Annotated in this window: 19 protein-coding genes; 2 read left to right on the top strand and 17 right to left on the bottom strand. The window is 64.3% G+C overall.

The genetic code is table 11. From position 1 onward, the window contains the following. Window positions 1–41: 41 nt before the first annotated feature. From astE to PDMSB3_RS07160, 14 genes are all read right to left on the bottom strand, one after another. On the bottom strand, window positions 42–1,094 hold the full coding sequence (gene astE, locus PDMSB3_RS07225) for a succinylglutamate desuccinylase (protein WP_232064132.1): 1,053 nt from the start codon (window positions 1,092–1,094) through the stop codon (window positions 42–44). Next, window positions 1,078–2,418, bottom strand: coding sequence for an N-succinylarginine dihydrolase (gene astB / locus PDMSB3_RS07220; protein ID WP_007182387.1), 1,341 nt, complete (start codon window positions 2,416–2,418; stop codon window positions 1,078–1,080). The genes astE and astB overlap by 17 nt, the downstream gene beginning before the upstream one ends. A gap of 9 nt (window positions 2,419–2,427) precedes the next feature. Then, window positions 2,428–3,891, bottom strand: coding sequence for a succinylglutamate-semialdehyde dehydrogenase (gene astD / locus PDMSB3_RS07215; protein WP_007182388.1), 1,464 nt, complete (start codon window positions 3,889–3,891; stop codon window positions 2,428–2,430). 2 nt (window positions 3,892–3,893) lie between these two features. Then, on the bottom strand, window positions 3,894–4,925 hold the full coding sequence (gene astA, locus PDMSB3_RS07210; RefSeq protein ID WP_165185569.1) for an arginine N-succinyltransferase: 1,032 nt from the start codon (window positions 4,923–4,925) through the stop codon (window positions 3,894–3,896). Further along, window positions 4,922–5,980, bottom strand: coding sequence for an arginine/ornithine succinyltransferase subunit alpha (gene aruF, locus PDMSB3_RS07205; RefSeq protein WP_007182390.1), 1,059 nt, complete (start codon window positions 5,978–5,980; stop codon window positions 4,922–4,924). Before aruF ends, astA begins: the two co-directional genes overlap by 4 nt. A gap of 41 nt (window positions 5,981–6,021) precedes the next feature. After that, the gene (locus PDMSB3_RS07200) at window positions 6,022–7,257 is read right to left on the bottom strand and encodes an aspartate aminotransferase family protein (protein WP_007182391.1); all 1,236 of its coding nucleotides are present in this window, start codon (window positions 7,255–7,257) and stop codon (window positions 6,022–6,024) included. A gap of 239 nt (window positions 7,258–7,496) precedes the next feature. Further along, window positions 7,497–8,546 (bottom strand): GlxA family transcriptional regulator, encoded by a 1,050-nt coding sequence (locus PDMSB3_RS07195; RefSeq protein ID WP_007182392.1) that lies wholly within the window; start codon window positions 8,544–8,546, stop codon window positions 7,497–7,499. Window positions 8,547–8,583: 37 nt separating this feature from the next. Beyond that, entirely contained in the window at window positions 8,584–9,411 is an 828-nt protein-coding gene (locus tag PDMSB3_RS07190; RefSeq protein ID WP_007182393.1) for an ABC transporter ATP-binding protein, read from the bottom strand. Between the two features lie 45 nt (window positions 9,412–9,456). Continuing rightward, complete coding sequence (locus tag PDMSB3_RS07185; RefSeq protein ID WP_007182394.1) at window positions 9,457–10,170, bottom strand: ABC transporter permease; 714 nt, start codon at window positions 10,168–10,170, stop codon at window positions 9,457–9,459. Between the two features lie 4 nt (window positions 10,171–10,174). After that, window positions 10,175–10,864, bottom strand: coding sequence for an ABC transporter permease (locus PDMSB3_RS07180; protein WP_007182395.1), 690 nt, complete (start codon window positions 10,862–10,864; stop codon window positions 10,175–10,177). 287 nt (window positions 10,865–11,151) lie between these two features. Then, a complete protein-coding gene (locus PDMSB3_RS07175; protein WP_165185567.1) occupies window positions 11,152–12,105 on the bottom strand; it encodes a patatin-like phospholipase family protein in 954 nt (317 codons plus the stop codon). 22 nt (window positions 12,106–12,127) lie between these two features. Beyond that, window positions 12,128–12,679, bottom strand: coding sequence for a hypothetical protein (locus tag PDMSB3_RS07170; protein ID WP_007182397.1), 552 nt, complete (start codon window positions 12,677–12,679; stop codon window positions 12,128–12,130). A gap of 756 nt (window positions 12,680–13,435) precedes the next feature. Continuing rightward, window positions 13,436–15,037: a rhodanese-related sulfurtransferase gene (locus PDMSB3_RS07165; protein ID WP_007182399.1), complete on the bottom strand. Its 1,602-nt coding sequence runs from the start codon at window positions 15,035–15,037 to the stop codon at window positions 13,436–13,438. 16 nt (window positions 15,038–15,053) lie between these two features. Further along, complete coding sequence (locus PDMSB3_RS07160) at window positions 15,054–15,446, bottom strand: hypothetical protein (RefSeq protein ID WP_197740220.1); 393 nt, start codon at window positions 15,444–15,446, stop codon at window positions 15,054–15,056. A 46-nt stretch (window positions 15,447–15,492) separates the two neighbouring features. On the opposite strand from PDMSB3_RS07160, the gene PDMSB3_RS07155 reads away from it, so the two are divergent. Beyond that, window positions 15,493–15,975, top strand: a complete 483-nt coding sequence (locus tag PDMSB3_RS07155; protein ID WP_232064131.1) for a hypothetical protein — start codon at window positions 15,493–15,495, stop codon at window positions 15,973–15,975. Between the two features lie 72 nt (window positions 15,976–16,047). On the opposite strand, the gene PDMSB3_RS07150 is transcribed toward PDMSB3_RS07155, so the two are convergent. Both PDMSB3_RS07150 and PDMSB3_RS07145 read right to left on the bottom strand, forming a co-directional pair. Then, window positions 16,048–16,881 (bottom strand): class II aldolase/adducin family protein, encoded by an 834-nt coding sequence (locus PDMSB3_RS07150; protein WP_007182401.1) that lies wholly within the window; start codon window positions 16,879–16,881, stop codon window positions 16,048–16,050. Between the two features lie 10 nt (window positions 16,882–16,891). Then, on the bottom strand, window positions 16,892–17,041 hold the full coding sequence (locus PDMSB3_RS07145; protein ID WP_007182402.1) for a hypothetical protein: 150 nt from the start codon (window positions 17,039–17,041) through the stop codon (window positions 16,892–16,894). Window positions 17,042–17,344: 303 nt separating this feature from the next. Between PDMSB3_RS07145 and PDMSB3_RS07140 the strand changes: the two genes are divergently transcribed. After that, on the top strand, window positions 17,345–18,340 hold the full coding sequence (locus tag PDMSB3_RS07140; protein WP_007182403.1) for an LLM class flavin-dependent oxidoreductase: 996 nt from the start codon (window positions 17,345–17,347) through the stop codon (window positions 18,338–18,340). Between the two features lie 130 nt (window positions 18,341–18,470). Here PDMSB3_RS07140 and PDMSB3_RS07135 read toward each other — a convergent pair whose 3' ends face one another. Further along, on the bottom strand, window positions 18,471–19,595 hold the full coding sequence (locus PDMSB3_RS07135; RefSeq protein WP_165185565.1) for an alpha/beta fold hydrolase: 1,125 nt from the start codon (window positions 19,593–19,595) through the stop codon (window positions 18,471–18,473). Between the last annotated feature and the right edge of the window lie 61 nt (window positions 19,596–19,656).

Genomic DNA, 19,656 nt, shown 5'->3' with positions numbered 1-19,656 from the left:
TCAGGCAAACCCGCGCGCACGGTCGCGGGCTCCTGTGTGGACTACACGAGCTTCGAGAGCGTGTCCTGCGTCGTTTCGATGACCATCAGGCCGGCGCGCAAACCGGGCTTGACCGTCGCGTTCGGAAACACGAGACGCTCCTCGTCGTGACGCACGACATAGCGATAATCGCCATCGCGCGCGAGCACCGTGTCTTTTGCGAACGGCGTGAAATTCGCGACGTCGGCCGCGACCAGTAATTCGAATGCTTCGCTCTGTTTGGTGATCTGGTCGATTACCGTAAACGCCCTCGGCATATGCGCGCTCACCCCGCCGCGCATGCCGGCCACGAGGTGCCGCACCGCATGATCGGCTCCCGCGAAACGCGTCAGATCGTTCTGCCCGAACGGACGCACCTTGCCGAGTTCCAGCGTGCACGCTTGTGCGCCACATGCCTGCGCGGTGAAATGCGAATACGTGTTGCCTTTGGTGGTGTGCAACAGCACCGCACTGATGCGCGCCTCGCCGAGCCACTCGAACATCGCGCGCGAAAACGGCTTGCCGGTATGTGGCAGCAACGCGAATTGCTCGAAGGCGGACGCGCGGATAGCCGTGTGCATGTCGATATGCCAGCGCGCGCCGGGATCGTCCGGCGCCGCCCCGAAAAACTGCGTGGCGGCGCGCTCCAGCGCCGCCGCACGCGGCGCCTCGCGGCTCTGCGGCACCTGCAGATGACGGCCGCCGAAGAGCCGGTTCAGATCGTCGTCGCGATAACGGCACGCTTCGCGCATTGCGTCGACGTTGCCGAGAATCACCAGCAGGCGGCAGGTCAGCGCCGCGGTGCCATGCGCGATGTCGCGCACGAGAAACGCGAGCAGTTCGATCGGCGCGGTTTCGTCGCCATGCACGCCGGCGGAGACGAGCACACTGCGTATGCCCTCTTCCGGCGCCGCGGGCTCCATCAGCAGTACGCCATCGTCCAGCCACGACCAGCGCACGCCGCCAGCACACGTGCCCTGTGCTTCATGCGCGGCCGGCCGCGTACCGGCCAGCGTATAAGCGAGAAAATCGTCGAGCAGCGAAACCGGCATGCCGCGTTCAGCGCTGGAAGTCATACAGCGAACCCAGGCCGAGAATCTGCGTCAGTTCGTCGAGTGCGGTGCGCGACTCGGCGAGCAGATGCGGATCGGTCAGATCGGCCGGTGCGAGACGGTCGCGATAATGTTTCTCGATCCACGCATCCAGACGGCCGAACAACGCGTCGTCGATCCACACGCCTTGTGTCACCGCCGCGCGTTCCGCGTCGTCGAGCACCACACGCAGACGCAGGCATGCCGGGCCGCCGCCGTTCTTCATGCTTTCGCGCAGATCGAACACCAGCACGTCGTCGATCGGGCCCGTGCGCGCGGTCAGGTCGTCGAGGTAAGCGGCCACGCGCGGGTTTTCGCGGCATTCCTGCGGCACCACCAGCACCTGCTTGCCCTCCGGCCGCGTCAGCAACTGGCTGTTGAACAGATACGAACTGACCGCATCGGCAACGCTCACCTGAGCGTCCGGCACTTCGATCACGTTGAAGCCGGCTTTCAGGCCGGAGAGTTTCGCGCGCAATTCGTCGTACACCGCGTTCTGTTCGACGAACGCAAACTGATGACAGAACAGCGTGTTGCGATTGCCGACCGCGATCACGTCGTTGTGGAACACACCGGCGTCGATCACGTCGGGGTTCTGCTGCGCGTACACCGTGGCCGCGTCGGCGAGGCCATGACGGTGCGCCACCGCGCGGCTCGCCTCGAAGCTTTGACGCGCCGGGAAGCGCTTCGGCTCGGGTCCGCGACGATACTCGCTGCGGCCATACACGAAGAATTCGACGCCACGCGCGCCGTATTCCTCGCAAAAGCGCGTGTGATTCGCCGCGCCTTCGTCGCCGAGCGCGGGCGTGCCGGGCAATGCCTCGTGCACCACGAAACGGTCGGCGTCGTTGAAAATCGTGCGCAACGTGCGGCGCGTCGATTCGTGTTCGATCGCGCGGTGCAGCTTGCTGCACAGATTGGCCGGCGTGAAATGCACGCGGCCGTCGTGCGTATCGGCGGACGGACTCACGGTCGCCGCGTTCGCGGTCCACATTGCCGAAGCCGAACTTGCCGCGGCGAGCAACTCGGGCGCGTCTCGCGCCACGCGCGCGATCACCGTTGCGTCGTCGCCGGAAAAACCGAGCTCGCGCAACAGACGCATCGACGGACGCTCCTGCGGCGGCAACACGCCCTGATGAAAGCCGAGATCGGCCAGTTGCTTCATCTTGCGCAGGCCCTGTTTGGCCGCTGCCTTCGGATTCGCAACCGACTTCTCGTTGTTCTGCGACGCGACGTTGCCGAACGAGAGCCCCGCGTAGTTGTGGGTCGGGCCGACCAGGCCGTCGAAATTGGCTTCAGTGGCTTGCATCGTCGATCCTTAGAATTGAAGGCCCGGCGAGACGCTCGCGGGCATTTGCAGTTGCGCGCTTTCGACGGAAGCCATCGGGAACGCGCAGTAGTCGGCAGCGTAGTACGCGCTCGGCCGGTGATTGCCCGAGCGGCCCGGACCGCCGAACGGCGCGCCCGACGAGGCGCCGTTGGTCGGCCGGTTCCAGTTGACGATGCCCGCGCGGATGGTGCGCTGGAAGTGCACCCAGAGCGCTTCGTCGTCGGCGAGGAGGCCCGCCGAGAGGCCGAACTCGGTGTCGTTGGCCTGTTCCAGCGCTTCGTTAAAGCTGCCGTAGCGGATGATCTGCGCCAAAGGACCGAAGTGTTCTTCGTCCGGCAGATTCGCCACGTTCGTGACGTCGAGAATCGCGGGCGTGACGAAGCCGAGCTTCGGATCGCGTTGCTCCATCTTCAGCAATGCTTTGGCGCCGTCAGCCAGCAAGCGTTCCTGCGCGGCGACGAGACGCGACGCCGCGCGCGCCGAAATCACCGCGCCCATGAACGGTTGCGGATCGGCGTTATATTCGCCGACCGTGATGCGCGAGGTGACTTCGGTGAAGCGCTCCATGAAACGATCGCCGGCTGCGTCGTTCGGCACGAAAATACGGCGCGCACACGTGCAACGCTGGCCTGCCGACAGAAACGCCGACTGGATCGTGTGATGTACAGCGGCATCGACATCGGCCACCGGTCCGATCACGAGCGGATTGTTGCCGCCCATTTCCAGCGCCAGCACGATCTCGGGGCGGCCGCCGAACTGCTTGTGCAGCAATGTTCCGGTATCCGAACTACCTGTGAAGAACAGGCCGTCTATCTGCCGGTGATTCGCCAACGCAATGCCGGTGTCTTTCTCGCCCTGCACGAGGTTCAGCACGCCTGCCGGCAAACCGGCGTCACGCCAGATCTGCACGGTGAGCGCGGCCACGCCGGGCGCGAGTTCGGACGGCTTGAACACGACCGCATTGCCCGCGATCAGCGCCGGCACGATATGGCCGTTCGGCAAATGTCCAGGAAAGTTATACGGCCCGAACACGGCCACCACGCCATGCGGACGATGCCGCAACACGGCCGTGCCGTCCGCCATCGCCGAGCGCTTTTCGCCAGTGCGTTCGTTATAGGCCTGAATCGAAATCTCGACCTTGGCCGCCATCGAAGCGGCTTCCGTGCGCGCTTCCCACAACGGCTTGCCGGTTTCACGGCCGATCGCTTCGGCCAGCGCCTCCTTGCGTTCGGTGACGAGCGCAGCGAAGCGGCGCACTACCGCGCAACGCTCGTCGAGACTCAACGCCGACCAGGCGGCAAACGCACGGCGCGCGCTGCGCACCGCACGGTCCACGTCGTCAGCCGACGCGCTGTTGCCTTCCCACACCGCCGCGCCCGTGCCCGGGTTGTGCGACGCGAATGCGGGTCCTGTGCCGGCGGCCCATTCGCCGCCGATGAAAAGCTCGCTCATGATCATCCCTGTTTGTGTTTCTGCGGCAGCACGCGCACGAGGTCGCCCGCCTTGACGTCGAGTGCCGAGGCCTCGGCCGCGCTCAGGCGGAACACGCCGTCCTGCGGCACGCCCGCCACCACGCCGACGCGAAAATCGCCCAACGACGTATTCGACACCATCGATTTGCGCCCATCTTGCGGCGCTCCCGATTCGCCGATTTCGACCGGCACCACCACGCTCTCGCGCACCGTGCGCAAATCGGCGATATGGCATTCGAGCACCGGACCCGCATCGAAGATATCGACGTGATTCTCGTAGCGCAGCCCTTCTGCTTCGAGCATACGGCGCGCCGGAATCGTGTCGCTATGCGTGAGGCCGACGCAGTCCTGCGCCTCTTCCGGCAACAACTCGACATACACCGGATAGCGCGGCATCAGCTCGGCGAGAAACGCCTTGCGGCCGTGCGAACTCAGATAGTCCGCCGCGTTGAAATCGATCTGGTAGAAATGCGAGCCGACCGCGCGCCAGAACGGCGAGCTGCCTTCCGCATCGAAATGGCCGCGCAATTCCGCGCACAGACGCTGCGGAAAGCGCTCGCGAAACTGCGCGAGAAACATGAAGCGCGAACGCGACAGCAAGCCGCCCACGCCGCTCGTGCGATAACGCGGGCTGAGGAACAGCGAGCACACTTCCGCGTAACCCGTCAGGTCGTGCGAGATGTTCAGCGCGCGCATGCGCGTCCAGATCCCGAGATCCTGGCTCGCGTGCACCACCGTGCTCACGCGATAGTTGTAGAACGGCTGTTGCAGGCCTACCGCTGTTTCGATTCCGCACACACCGGCCACGTCGCCGGTATCGGTGTCTTCCATCACGAAGAAGTAGCCGGCTTCATACGGCTCGGCCTTGTCTTCCATCGTGCGGCGCGCGCGTTCCACGCGTGCCGCGAGTGCATCGCGGTCAGGCTTGAAGGTGGTGAGGCCTGGGCCGGTTTCCTGCGCGAGCCGCATCAGCGCGTCCACATCGCCTCGTTGCACAACGCGAACGACGATCATCGTGCCTCTCCCGATTGTTCATCCTGCTGCGACGCGTGCAGCGGCACGCAGCGCACCGTGTCGCCCTCCTCTACGCCGAGCACGGCGCGCGCCGCGTGCGGCAACGGCGCGGCGGCCGCTTTGCCCGCCGCCAGTTCGCCGAGCACGCAGCGGAACTCGCCGTCGGCGGCGTTATGCGCGATCAGATACGTCGAGCCGTTAGCGGCCGCATCGTTCTCATGCACCACGCGCGTTTCGTTGCGCGTGACACAGGCGCTGCGATCCACTTGTGCGGTCAGCACCGGACCCGCGTCGAAAATGTCGACATAGCGATCGGTCTCGAAGCCTTCTTCGAGATGAATGTCATACGCGAGCAAGGCCTTCGAATCCGGCTCGCCGAGCACACGCTGCGCCGCCTCCGGCAGCAACGGCACATAGATGGGATAGGTGGGCATTACTTCGGCGATAAACGTGCGGCTGCGGCCACCCGATTCGATTTCGATGTCCGCGAAGTCGCGGCCGAAGAACTTGCGCCCCACCGCTTCCCAGAATGGCGAAACGCCGTTCTCGTCGGTGACGCCGAGCAGCAGCGAAAACACCTCGGACGTGAAGCGCTTGCGATTGGCGGCGATATACATCATCCGTGCGCGCGACATCAGATGCGCGGCGGCGTCGCCCCGCAGCGACGGATCGATGTAATAGCCGGCGAGGCGGCTCTTGCCGGTTAGCTCATGCGACATGGTCAGCGCGTGAATCTTGCGATTCACATGCAGTTCGCGCGATGCGTGAATCAGCGCGTCGTTGCGAAACGCGTAGAACGGGTCCGAGTAACCGGCTGCGGCGACGATGCTCGCCGTACCCATCAGCTTGCCGCTTGACGCATCTTCGAGCACGAACAGATAGAACTCCTCGCCCGGAAAATCGACCTCCGCGCGAAACGAGTCTTCCGACAATGCGACGCGCGCTTCGAGCGCACGCCGGTCGTGCGGCAGGGAATGCAGCACCGGTTGCGCGGTGCGCGCCATATGCTCGAGCGCATCGAGATCGGCGAGGCGGCCTGGGCGTACGAAGAGCATCATCGTTCCTGTTGAATGTGACGCGTGATCAATGCTGTGGCTCAGTGCGACGCCGCTTCGGCCTTCGCGCCGACAATGCCCTCGATCGCCCTGGTCAGACGCGCGAAGCCTTCGTTCATATCGTCGAGCGGCATGATCAGCGACGGCACGAACCGCAGCACGTCAGGACCGGCCATCAGCATGATCACGCCATGCTGGCCGGCGGCGGTAACGAAATCTTTCGCGCGGCCCTTGAATGCGGCGGTCAGTTCCGCACCGATCAGCAGCCCACGGCCGCGCACTTCCGTGAACAGGCCAAAGCGTTCGTTCAGCTTCGCCAGATGGCCTTTCAGCGCTTCACTGCGCGAACCCACGCCTTCGAGCAGCTTCGGATCACTGATCAGCTCGACCACCTTTTCGGCGATCGCCGCGCCCAGCGGATTGCCGCCGTATGTCGTGCCATGCACGCCGACCTTGAAATACGCGGCCAGTTCGTTGGTGGTCAGCATCGCGCCGATCGGGAAGCCGTTGCCGAGCGCCTTGGCCGTGGTCAGGATGTCCGGGGTCACGCCGGTTTCCTGGTACGCGTAGAAATAGCCGCTGCGGCCCACACCCGTTTGTACCTCGTCAAAAATCAGCAGTGCGCCGTGCTGATCGCAGGCTTCGCGCAGCGCCTTGAGGAACGCCGGATCCGCCGGGATCACGCCGCCTTCGCCCTGAATCGGCTCGACGATCACCGCGCAGGTTTGCGCGCCGATGGCTTTTTTCGCCGCTTCGATGTCGTTGTACGGCAAGTGGGTGATGCCGGCCGGCACCGGGCCGAAGCCTTCCGAATACTTCGGCTGCCCGCCGACGCTCACCGTGAAAAACGTGCGGCCGTGGAACGACTGCGTAAACGAGACGATTTCGAATTTATCCGCGCCGTGGCGATCGAACGCGACGCGGCGCGCCAGCTTCAACGCGGCTTCATTCGCTTCCGCACCCGAGTTGGCGAAGAATGCGCGGTCGGCGAACGTCAGCTCTTCGAGGCGTTTGGCCAGACGCAGCACCGGCTCGTTGGTGTAGCCATTGCCGATATGCCACAGCTTGCCGCCCTGCTCGTGCAGCACTTTCAGCAGTTCGGGATGCCCATGACCGAGCGCGGTGACAGCGATGCCGCCGGCGAAGTCGATATAGTCGCGGCCCTGCGTATCCCAGACGCGTGAGCCGAGACCGCGGTCCGGCACGAAGGCGGCGGGAGAAAACACCGGCACCATGACTTCGTCGAAGGTCTGGCGTGTCACTGTCAGGTCGTTCATGGCAAATCCTCGTTACAGGTGAGAGGTGATACAGCTAGTGTAGGTAACGGCGCGCAATACGTCTTGCGCATACGCGACGCTTTCTATGAGGTTCCACGCGAACGGGCGGCATTTTGCGCGGGCTGTGCCGCCAGCCCCCGACCACGCCTCTTTGCGTAGATCAGCCTCTGCCCGGCGCCGCTTCATCTCGTGCTTCGGAGCGCGCCTCGGCAAAGCTTCCGCGCAGCCTCGGCAAAGCCTCAATCCGCCTGATCCGGCCGCTCGATCAGCGCGCCCGGCCGCGGCTCGCTGGCCGCGGCGCCGCTCGCGCCGGTCTGCCTGTCGATCCAGTTACGACGATCCTCGCGCGGTGTGACACCAAAGCGTTCGCGGTACGCATTCGAAAAGTGCGCCGCCGACGAAAACCCGCAAGCCAGACTGATCTGCACCACCGATTTGCTGGTGCGCTGCAATTGCGTGCGCGCTTTCGAAAGCCGCAGCCCCAGGTAGTATTTGGACGGCATCGAGCCGAGATACTGGCGAAACAGACGTTCCAACTGCCGCCGCGACACGCCGACCAGACCCGCGATCTCATCGGTGGTAAGCGGATCCTCGATATTCGCTTCCATCAGCAGCAATGCGTCGTTCAGACGCGGGTGGCGCTCGCCCGGCGCGGTCACGAACGGAATACGCTGACGCTCCTCACCCGCGCGCAATGCGCCCACGCCGAGCGTGTCGGCAATGCGATCCGCGAGTTCGGGACCGTGCTCGCGGCCGATCATCGCCAGCATGAAGTCGACGGTTGCCTGACCGCCCGCGCAGGTCGCGCGATCGCGGTCGATTTCGAAGATCTGTTGCGTGACGATGGAGCGTTCGAACTGCTCGGAGAACTGCTGATAGGTTTCCCAGTTGACGCTCACGCGGTAGCCGGACAACTGCCCGGCCATAGCGAGCCACCATACGCCGTGGTGAATCCCGGTGACGAGCGGCGTGCGCTGGCCGACGCGCGACAGGCTGGCCAGAAAGAGGCGATAGTCGGCGAACTGCTGGAACCGCTCGCTGACGATGATCAGCCAGTCGCAGGAGATCGCATCGCCGAAGGCGGCGTCGGCGGCCCAGTGCGCGCCGCCCGAAAGCGGCACCGCGCGGCCGTCCCACGAACACACCTGCACGCGGTACAGCGCGCGGCCGTCGATTTCATTGGCGAGATTGAGCGCATCGACAATCGGCCCGACGCCCGACATGGACACGGGCGGCAACGCGACGATGGCGACTTGCGTGGTGCGAGCAGGGCTGGACGTGCGGGCCATCGCTGACGGGATCAAACGCTACGGCGCGAGCCGCGCGTTACTTCAGGCTGCCGGACAGGAACTGCTTGAGCCGTTCGCTGCGCGGCGCGCTCAGGACTTCCGCGGGCAAGCCCTCTTCTTCGGTGCGGCCTTGATGCAGGAACATCACATGGTTCGACACGTTGCGCGCGAAACCCATTTCGTGCGTGACGACGATCATCGTGCGGCCTTCTTCGGCGAGCTTCTGCATGACCTTCAGCACTTCACCGACCAGTTCGGGGTCGAGCGCGGAAGTCGGCTCGTCGAACAGCATGACGTCGGGGTTCATGGCGAGCGCGCGGGCAATCGCCACACGCTGCTGCTGACCGCCCGACAGATGCGACGGATACTGCTTTTCGAGGCGCGGCGCGAGGCCGACCTTCTCGAGGTACTCACGCGCGCGCTCTTCCGCTTCGCGCCGCGGCAAGCCGAGCACATGAATCGGCGCTTCGACGATGTTCTCGATCACGTTCATGTGCGCCCACAGGTTGAAGTGCTGGAACACCATCGCGAGCTTCGTGCGGATGCGCTGCAACTGCTTGTGATCCGCGACTTCGAGATTGCCGGCGCGATCGGTTTTCGTCTTCACCGCTTCGCCGTCCACGACGATCTGCCCGGCGTTCGGCCGTTCGAGAAAATTGATGCAGCGCAGGAAGGTGCTCTTGCCCGACCCGCTCGCGCCGATGATGCTGATCACGTCGCCCTTGTTCGCGTTGAGCGACACGCCCTTGAGCACTTCGTTGTCGCCGTAGCGCTTATGGATGTCCTGTACGGCGAGCTTGCAAGCTTCGGTTTGAGTCGTGTGGAGCAAGATGCTCTCCCTTTGAAAATACGGATCGATCTTCATGACGGCGCCCGCGCAAACCGCCGCCCACTGCCAACACGGCGCGTCTCAATGCGTGCGCACCGCGAGATATCCCAGCCAATGACGCTCGGCGCGGCGAAACAGCGCCACCAGCGCGAACGACACCACCAGGTAAATCAGCGCCGCGAGGCCAAACGCGTCGAACGACTGGTAAGTGGCCGAATTCGCGTCGCGCGCCACTTTCAGGATGTCCGGCACCGTGGCCGTGAAGGCGACCGTGGTGGCATGCAGCATCAGGATCACTTCGTTACTGTACAACGGCAAGGCCCGGCGCAGCGCGGACGGTATCACAATGCGGCGGTACATCGTGAACCAGCTCATGCCGTAGGCGCGCGCCGCTTCCACTTCGCCGTGCGAGGTCGAACGGATCGCGCCGGCGAAAATCTCCGTGGTGTACGCACAGGTGTTCAATGCGAAGGCGAGAATCGCACAGTGAAAACCGCTGCGGAAAAACGCGTCCAGCAATTGCTGCGAGCGCACGAATTCGAGGCTGTACATGCCCGTATAGATCAGCAGCAGTTGCACGTACAGCGGCGTGCCGCGAAACACGTAAGTGTAAAGACGCACGGGCGTGGAGAGCCAGCGCTTCTTCGACACGCGCGCCACCGCCAGCGGAATCGCCGCGCAGAAACCGATCCCGACCGACGCCACCAGCAGCCACAGCGTGACCGCGAGACCCGACATGCGCTGGCCGTCCCAGTAGAGGAACGCGCGCCAGAATTGATTGAGGATATCGATCATGGTCTCAGAGCTCCGCGTGCCGCACGCCGATCGAATAGCGCTTTTCCAGCCAGATCAGCACGAGATTCGACACGGTCGTGATCGCCAGATAGATCAGCGCGGCGATCAGGATGAAGAAGAACATGTTGAAGGTGCTTTTGCCGGCGTCCTGCGCGGCTTTGACCACGTCGGCGAGACCGATGATCGACACCAGCGCGGTGGCCTTCACCAGCACCTGCCAGTTGTTGCCGATGCCCGGCAGCGCGAAACGCATCATCTGCGGGAACAGGATGCGCGTGAACACGCGAGCGCCGCTCATGCCGTACGCACTGCCCGCTTCGAGCTGGCCGCGCGGCACGGCCAGAAACGCGCCGCGGAAAGTCTCGGTGAAGTACGCGCCATAAATGAAGCCGAGTGTCAGCACGCCGGCCACGAACGGATCGATATCGAACTGCGGCAGATTCAGCGCGTCGGTGAGATCGTTGACCGCGATCTGGATGCTGTAGAACAGCAGCAGCATCAGAACGAGGTCGGGCACCGAGCGGATCAGCGTCGTATAGCCGGTTGCGATTGCGCGCAGCGGGCGGTTGAACGAGAGTTTCGCCGCCGCGCCCGCGAGGCCGAGCAGCACGGCGGCCGCCAGCGACAGGACGGACAGCTCGATCGTCTGGATCGTGCCCGCCAGCAGCACCGGACCAAAGCCATATAGGAACACGCGCGTCTCCATCCAGGTTGTTTGAGGATGTGCCGGACGGCGTCGGCTCGTGTCAGCCCCACTCGTCCGGCATGGCGCGGAGTCTCGCAAGCGAAAATTAAATTCTCAAAGGCGCGGGGGAGTTTTGCTGCGATGCAGCAGAGCGTGCTTTAGCGCTGTGCGCGGCTTGCAGGGCTTGGTTTTGCGGGGAAATCGGGTTTGCAACGCGGCTGGCGCACGGTAAGCGCTGCCGCGTTTTAGCAAGTTTCGGGTCGCTTTTTCGATAGACGGCGGGCGCTCGGAACGCCCTAATCGACCCCCAACCTTGCCCGAATCGCCGGCAGCATATGTTCCACCGCCGCGCGCCCTTCCTCGATAGCCGGCGCCGCGCGGTGAAAGTCGAAAATCCCCATGCCGCCCAGGCGCGGCTGAATCAGGATGTCCGCCGGTTCGCCCGCCAGACGGCTGCGCGTGATCCGCACCTGCATGATGTCGATACTCTGCGCGATCGAACTCAGCATGGACGGCACGCGTGCGCTCGGCGCGGGCGGCACGCGCACGTCGTCCGTGGCGCGCCCTTCGGCGGGCGCGAGCCAGCGCGGCCAGGGCTTGCCGTTGCGGCGCAGCGCGACCGCCTGCGGCGCCGCCGGATCGATGGCCGGCGTATCGACCACCGCGCCGCCGAAATCGCGGCCGTTCAGAATATCGTTGTTCAGATCGACGGCGATCACGCAGTCCGCGCGCATGCCGCGCGCCACCGAAACCGGCACCGGGTTGCTCAGGCCGCCGTCCACCAGCCAGACGCCGTTCTGCCACACGGGCGTGAAAATGCCGGGAATCGCAATCGAGGCGCGTACCGCCTCGACCACGCTGCCGTCCTGCAACCAGCATTCACGGCCTGAATCGAGTTCAGTGGCGACCGCTGCGAACGGCATGTTCAACTGGGCGATCGAACGGCCGTCGAACTTGTCGGCGAACAGCTGGATCACCTTGCGTCCGCCGAGCAGGCCGCCGGAAAAGCGCAGATCGAGCAGGCGCACGACCGTCTGCCACGTGAGCCGCGAGACCCACTCCTCGAGCCAGTCGAGGTCGCCGTTTGCGTAAACCGCGCCCACCAGCGCGCCGATCGACGTGCCGCAGACCACGTCGGGCCTGATGCCCGCATCGTGCAGCGCGCGAATCGCGCCGATATGCGCCCAGCCGCGCGCGGCGCCGCCCCCCAACACCAGCCCGATCCGGCTGTATCGACGTCGACGTATCATCTTCTTCCCCGCTTTCTATCTTCTATCGCCCACGATTCACGTCGGAACGCGATGTCGTGTACACCTTCTGATACTGGTCGAAATGCACGTTGAAAATCCCTTCTTCGGTCACGCCGCCTTCGCGCCACTTCCAGCTCCACACCGTCTCCGGCTTGAGCGGAAACACCGCGACCTGACCGGGCTTGCCGAGCAGGCGGCGCACTTCGTCCTCGCTCATGCCGATGCGGATCTTCGCGAAGTTGGCCGCCGTCAGCACCTGGGTGATGGCCTGCAATTTACCGTCGCGATCGATGTCGACCATGTATGTATTCAGGCCTTGCGGGCCGCGCGGATATTCAAAGCGTTTCGAGCCGTCGGTGAAGGTGCGCTCGGTTTCCGGCTTGCCCATCTGGCCGCGGATCTGCGCTTCGGTCGTGACGCCCGGCGTCATGTCCTTGAGCAATAAAGCGTCCGGTTTGACGGCATTGAAGAATTCCTTGAGTTTTTGCACGGCGCGCTCGCTCTGTTGGTCGTCGCAACCGGTCAGCGCAACGCACGTGGCCAGCATGGCGACAGTCAGCAATTTCAGGCTCACAGCGAATTTCCTCTACGGATGCAGGCCGCGAACGCCTGCATCCCGTTGTGTAGTGTCTACTACAGGATAACCGCGCACGGGCAAAACCGCGAGCGGGCGCGGCACGGCGTGTGCGCCGTCGAACAACGCGGTAGCGGTAGCGAAGGCCGAGATGGCGAAGGCGGAGGCGGCGGAGGCGGAGGCGGTGCGAGGCCACGCGGCGAACCACGTGAAAACCGGCGCCACAAGCAAAAAAGCGACGCTGTGCAAAGCGTCGCCAGGTCGGCCGATACGGTCGGTGAAAGCGGCCATCTGGCCGCCTGGAAAAGAAGCACCGCGGACGACGCGCAGCGGTCTGGTCCCGGACGAAGCAGTGAGCAACCTTGGCTGCTCACCTCGCGCTATCGCCGGAATGGCAAACCGCTGCTTGATTGGCCGCCCTGGTCCCTCGATAAGCCTTCCAAGTGCAGCTAATCTAAACGGATTGGCCGATTTAGACGAGAGCGCGTTTACACCGAATCGGCAGATGATTCGCCGGTGGTAGCCACGGCTTCAGACCGGCGCCGACGTCGCAACCGCCTCACGCGCAATCGACTCGAAGGCCGAGCGCCCCGCCGCCTGCAACATCTAAGGCTCGGCGCGCAGCAATGCTGACGCCGCAAGCGCCGCAACGCCAGACGTTCTGGACAACGTATGTCGCAGAACAGATCGGAATGCGAAAGAAAACATGACACAGCATGAGTCGTCGCATCGGTCGGCCCGGTTCGGCCAAGCCGGTCAGATCACGCGAAACCCGTGCGTACCGTCGCGCGCGAGTTGGGCAACAAGACCATACTCCCATTCCAGATACGCATTCATCGCTTCACGCGCGTTATCCGTGCCCTCGTAAGGACGCCGGTAACGGTCGATGCGCGGTGATGCGAGGCGCGTCTCGCCGCTCTCGACCGGCAAGCCGGCTTCGATCCACGCCGCCGTGCCGCCGCCCAGCACCTGCACCGGCTTGCCGGTCAAGGCCGCGACCTCGGGCGCGGCGAAGCGCGCGAGCAGATTGTTGCCACCGGTGAGCACGTAACGCTGCGCATCCGGCAGCTTGAGCAACGCCTTCTCGAGTTCGCCGCGAATCACGAACCACGCGCCGGGGATATGCCGCTTCACGTAGTTCGCGCTGTCGCTGAAATCAAGCACGGCGGTGCCCGGCGATTGCAGCAGCGTGCGCAGCCCGGCCGGAGAGATTTCGTCGACGTCGGGCGGCGTGGGCGCATGGCGGGCGGCGGGCGCCGCGCCTTTTTCGCCAAAGTCCGCAGCCGTCAGACCATCCACCACATACACGTCGACGTTCATCTGCGCGAGCCACGACGCGGTCATGTTGGCGCGCACGCCGTCGTTGTCCGCGAGAATCACGCGCGCGCCGCGCACCGGCGCGAACATGTCGGTTTCCTGCACGAGCTGGCCGCCCGGCGCGCTGCGAAAGCCTGGCACGTGCCCCGCTTCGTATTCTTCGGGCGTGCGCACGTCGAAGCGATACACGCTGCGGACCGCTTCGCCAGCCCAGCGGCGCGCTTCGTCGCGCGAAGTGCGGCCCACCCTGGCGCGATCCGCCACCGCGCGCGCGGAATCGGCAGCGGCCAGACGCAGCTGATCGTCGACCACCGCGTCGAAGCGGCGCGAACTGCCGTGCGCGAGCGCCTGGCCGGCCAGCGTCCAGCCGATCGTGCCGTTACGCAGCGCCGCCACCGGATTCGGCACGCCCGCGTTGATCAGCGACTGCGCGCCGACGATGCTGCGCGTGCGCCCCGCGCAATTGACGATGATCCGCGTCGCCGGGTCCGGCGCAAGCTGGCGCGCGCGCAGCACCAGTTCCGCGCCGGGCACGCTGACGCTACCGGGAATATTCATGGTCTGGTATTCGTCGAAGCGGCGCGCGTCGAGCACCACCACGTCGGCTTCGTGATCGAGCAGCGCCTGCACTTGCGGCGCGGCGAGCGACGGCGTATGGCGCTCGCTTTCCACCAGTTCGCCAAACGCCTTGCTCGGCACGTTGACGTCCTGGAACAACTCGCCGCCGGCCTCGCGCCAACCTTGCAAACCGCCTTCGAGCAGGGCGACGTCGGTATAGCCCAGCTCGCTCAAACGGCGCGCGGCGCGCTCGGCGAACCCTTCGCCGGCGTCGAACACCACAATCGGCACGGCCTGGCGCGGCAAGCGCACCGGCGCGTCGAGTTCGAGCCGCGAGAGCGGCAGATTGGCTGCAAAAAGCGGATGACTGCGGGCGTGGGGATCTTCCTCGCGCACATCGACGAGCGCGATTTCCTCGTGCTCGAGCAGCGCGTAGCGCACATCTTCGAATGATCGGGTACGAAATGCCTGAACGAAACTCATGAGATCGGGGACTCCTTCACAACATTCCAGATATTCGGCAACACGTCGTTCGCATCGCCGGAGATAAAAGTTTTCGCGCGGCGCCGCCTGCCTGGACGGACCGTTTCACCGCACCGATATTTGCACCGTACACGTGAATGCCGATCGACGTACGGTCACCAAAAACGTTCCTCACGCGGTGAATATCGCCGCTGCCCGGAGGCACGGCATCCACGCTGCCGGCGTCGAGCCGTTTTGCCGCGTGGTTTTCCTGCGGCACGCCGTCTTCGGCGATACGGGAATGCCGAGCAATTTCCGCGCCACGCGGCAGGCCCATCAAACCCCAGACGCTGCAGAGCCAGCAATCGCTCAAACAGGTGAGCAGCCCATGCTTATTTGTAAAAAATATGGCAATCCTATTTTTAGACACCGGAGTCGGTAATATCGCGACCCCCAACTGGAAATGAAGTGACCGGATGCCGTGGATCTATCGCCAAAGTCCAGGTCGAATCGAGCAAGACGAGATCCCTGCCGGTGTCCGGCGGCTGCGTGATCGTCAACATCGTCACGCGCCGGCACATCTGGGAAAGCGGCGATCATACGATCACGGTGTCGCTGTGAGGGCCGCCGCGAACTTGGCCGTGCTGGCAGCTCCTGCCCTGTGCTTCGCCGGTTCGCCTTTGCAATGCGCGAGTTGGCCGAAAAACATAACACCGCTCATTCTGAAAAACGTCCGTATCACGGATCCGGTCCAACTCGACGACTCGATGACCACGGCGGTGCGGATCGCCTCGGAAAAGATCGGCAAAGACCTTTGGCGCGATGTCTACGACATCACCTTTTATAAACACACCGGATGCGCGATTGAAGTCATTACATCGAGCGAAGTCAGTTCGGTAGAGTGCTCGATGTCCGATCCCGTCGTGTGGGTCGTGTCGCAAAAGGTCGGCATCAAATAGTCTGATTCTGTTTAGTCCTTTGCCAGCGCCGCAGGCACGCTGCAAGCGCGTCATGCGACATGGTTCAGAGCTTTAATCGAGTACGTCGGACTCGGCTTCCACCAGCCCTTCCAGCAGGCTCTGGAACGCAAACTGCGCACCGCCCGCGCGGCCCACCTGCTCGTGCGTGAGCGTCGCGATATCGTGCGGGATAGCCTGCGGCGTACCCGCGGCTTCAGCGAGCAGTTGCGCGTGACACGCGTTGTCGAGCGCGATGTACCACCATGCCGCGGCTTCGACGCTCGGCCCGGCCGTGAGAATGCCGTGATTCTTCAGAATCACCGCCTTGTGTCCGCCGAGCGCGGCGGCGATGCGCGCGCCTTCATCGGTATCGAGCACGACGCCGCGAAAATCGTCGAACAACGCGTGATCCTGGTAGAACGCGCACGAGTCCTGGGTAAGCGGATCGAGCGTACGGCCCAGCGACGACCATGCCTTGCCATAAAGCGAATGCGTGTGCGCCGCGGATACGACGTCGGGACGCGCTTCGTGAATCGCCGCGTGGATCGCGAACGCGGCCTGATTCAGCGGCCCCTCGCCGACCACGATCTCGCCTTCGGCGTTCACGAGCAACAGATCGGACACGCGGATACGGCTGAAATGCTTGCCGAACGGATTCACCCAGAAATGATCGGGCCATTCCGGATCGCGCGCAGTGATATGGCCGGCGAGCCCCTGATCGAAACCGTAGCGCGCGAACAGGCGAAACGCGACGGCAAGCCGCACCTGCCGGTAACGGCGTTCCGCTGCGATGCTCTCGCGCGGTGGAACCTCGTCGAACCAGAATCTGCGCAACGGCGCGTGGCGCTGGATTGCCGGCGGCTCCTTCGCGAACGTGGTGATAGCGGTGAGAGAAAGATCGGTCATCGCGCCTCCGTTACACCGCCACGCGCTCGACGCGCGCAATCCGTTCGCGGGTAGTGGGAATCGGCTCACGGCCGTGATCGATATCGATCACGAAACCTTGTGCCGCATACGTTTCGGACACCCCACGGGTCTGGATCATGCCGATGAATTCGATGGACACGCTCGTGTCTCCCTGAATGGTTGCTGCCCGGCGGGGCGGTAACGTGACTGGCCGGATGCATGGTTCGCTTCGAGGCGCTTAAGGTAGCAGCGCGGCATGCGCATGTTAACTATTGATCGGCCATATCTATATCGGATCTGCATGTAACGGTCCGTGCTGTCGACGCGGTTTGCCCTGCCCGGCGCCGCGCGCACAAACCCCCTTTCGTGAACGTGGACATCGCGGCAGCGTCAGCAGAAAAGCAGAACCTTTGCGAGAATGCCCCATCGCGCGGAAGCGCCCGAAACAACAAGTGAACAGACAATGATCCCCTTTTCAGTCCTCGACCTCTCGCCGGTCACCGCGGGCGCCACGCCGGCAGACGCGTTCAGGAATACGCTCGACCTGGCCCAGCATGCGGAAAACTGGAACTACCGGCGCTTCTGGCTGGCGGAACATCACAACATGACGGGCATTGCCAGCGCGGCGACCTCAGTGGTGATCGGCTACGTGGCGGGCGGCACGAAAAAAATCCGCGTCGGCTCGGGCGGCATCATGCTGCCGAACCATGCGCCGCTCGTGATCGCGGAACAGTTCGGCACGCTCGCCTCGCTTTACCCCGACCGGATCGACCTGGGTCTCGGCCGCGCGCCCGGCACCGATCAGAGCACCGCTCGCGCGCTGCGCCGCGACCTGCAAAACAGCGCGGACTCGTTTCCCGACGACGTGGTCGAATTGCAGCGTTATTTCGCCGACCCCGTGCCGGGCCAGCGGATTCGCGCGGTGCCGGGCGCGGGTCTGAACGTGCCATTGTGGCTACTCGGCTCGTCGCTCTTCAGCGCGCAGCTCGCCGCGGCGCTCGGCCTGCCGTTCGCGTTCGCGTCGCATTTCGCGCCGGATTACATGCTCACCGCGCTACAGGTGTATCGCGCGCAATTCCGTCCGTCGGCCGCGCTCGACAAACCGTATGCGATGGTCGGCGTCAATCTGTTCGCCGCCGATTCCAACGAAGAAGCGCGGCGTCTATTCACCTCGCTGCAGCAGCAGTTCATCAATCTGCGGCGCGGCACGCCGGGTCAGTTGCAGCCGCCGGTGGAGCGGCTCGAGGCGTCGGAGATGGAATTGAACAACGTGGCGCACTCGCTCGCCTGCACGGCACTGGGCGATCGTGACGCGGTGCGCGAAGCGTTGAAGTCGATCATCGATCAAACCGGTGCGGACGAGTTGATGCTTACCGCGCAGATTTACGACCACAAGGCGCGGCTGCGCTCGTTCGAGATCGGCGCGCAAGTGCGTGAAGATCTGGCGACCGGTAGTTAAGCGCGTCGACGAATGGAGAAAGGGGCGGCCGCTGAGCCGCACCCAAAGTTGGATACCTTCCAGTCTTTGGCATGCAGTTCAGACAGGTTCGCCCCTTTTGTCGTTCGGCGAAACCCAGCCGTTCATCACGTCACCAGCTCGACGGCAGCGCAGCCAGCCCCTCCAGCAACGCCTTGTGAAACGCCTGCGGATCCTGCATCTGCGGCGCGTGCCCGAGTTCCGGGAATTCAACCAGCGTCGCATGCGGAATCGCCTTCGCAGCCGCCTTACCCAGTTCGGGGTAATGGCCGATCTTCGCGCGCACCGCGGGCGGCGCGGCGTCCTTGCCGATCGCCGTGGTGTCCTTCTGGCCGATCAAAAGCAGCGTCGGCATCTGCAACTCGCCCAGTTCGTACACCACCGGCTGCGTGTAGATCATGTCGTACAGCAGCGCGGAATTCCACGCGACGATCTGTTTGCCCGGACCGCGGTACATGCCCGCCAGCATCTGCACCCACGGTTCGTAGTCCGCACGCCACTGCCCCGCGTAATAGGTGGACTGCTCGTAGCGGCGAATGCCGTCGGCGGTCGTCTTCAGCTCGCGCTCATACCACTGGTCCACGGAAAGCGAGGGCACGCCCTTCGCCTTCCAGTCCTCAAGACCGATCGGGTTGACCAGCACCAGTTGCTGCGTCTCGTGCGGATACATCAGCGCGTAGCGGATCGCCAGCATGCCGCCCGTGGAGTGGCCGATCACGGTCGCGTCGGTCACGCCGAGCGATTGCAGCAACGCGTGCGTATTGCGCGCCAGCTGTTGAAAGCTGTACTGATAGTGCTCAGGCTTGCTCGATTTGCAAAAGCCGATCTGGTCGGGCGCGATCACGCGAAAGCCCGCATCGCTCAGTTGGCGAATGGTCCCCTCCCACGTTGCCGCGCAGAAGTTCTTGCCGTGCAGCAACACCGCTGTGCGGCCATTCGCATGCGCCGGCTTGATGTCCATGTACGCCATATGCAGCGCGACCCCTTGAGAGGTGAAATCGTACTGCCCGACCGGCGCCGGATAGTCGAAGCCCTGCAACTCGGGGCCGTAGGCCGGACCGGCATCGCCTGCGGCACTGGCAACGGCTGAGGCGGCTGAGGCGGCCGAAGCGGCCTCGCTGAGCGTGACGGCGCTCGCCGGCGTAGCGGCAGAAGCAGCAAAAACGGCAGGCGCGCAGGCGGCGCCCAGTACGCAAACGCTCGACATGGCGAGCAAAGAAAGGCGGCGAAAACTCATCGAAGTCGTTTATCAAGGGAAAAGCACGGGGAGCCATGCGAGGCAGACGCACGGCCAGGCC

It is taken from the genome of Paraburkholderia dioscoreae (assembly GCF_902459535.1).
Classification (GTDB): Bacteria; Pseudomonadota; Gammaproteobacteria; order Burkholderiales; family Burkholderiaceae; genus Paraburkholderia; species Paraburkholderia dioscoreae.
This window is presented reverse-complemented; position numbering and strand designations above follow the sequence as displayed.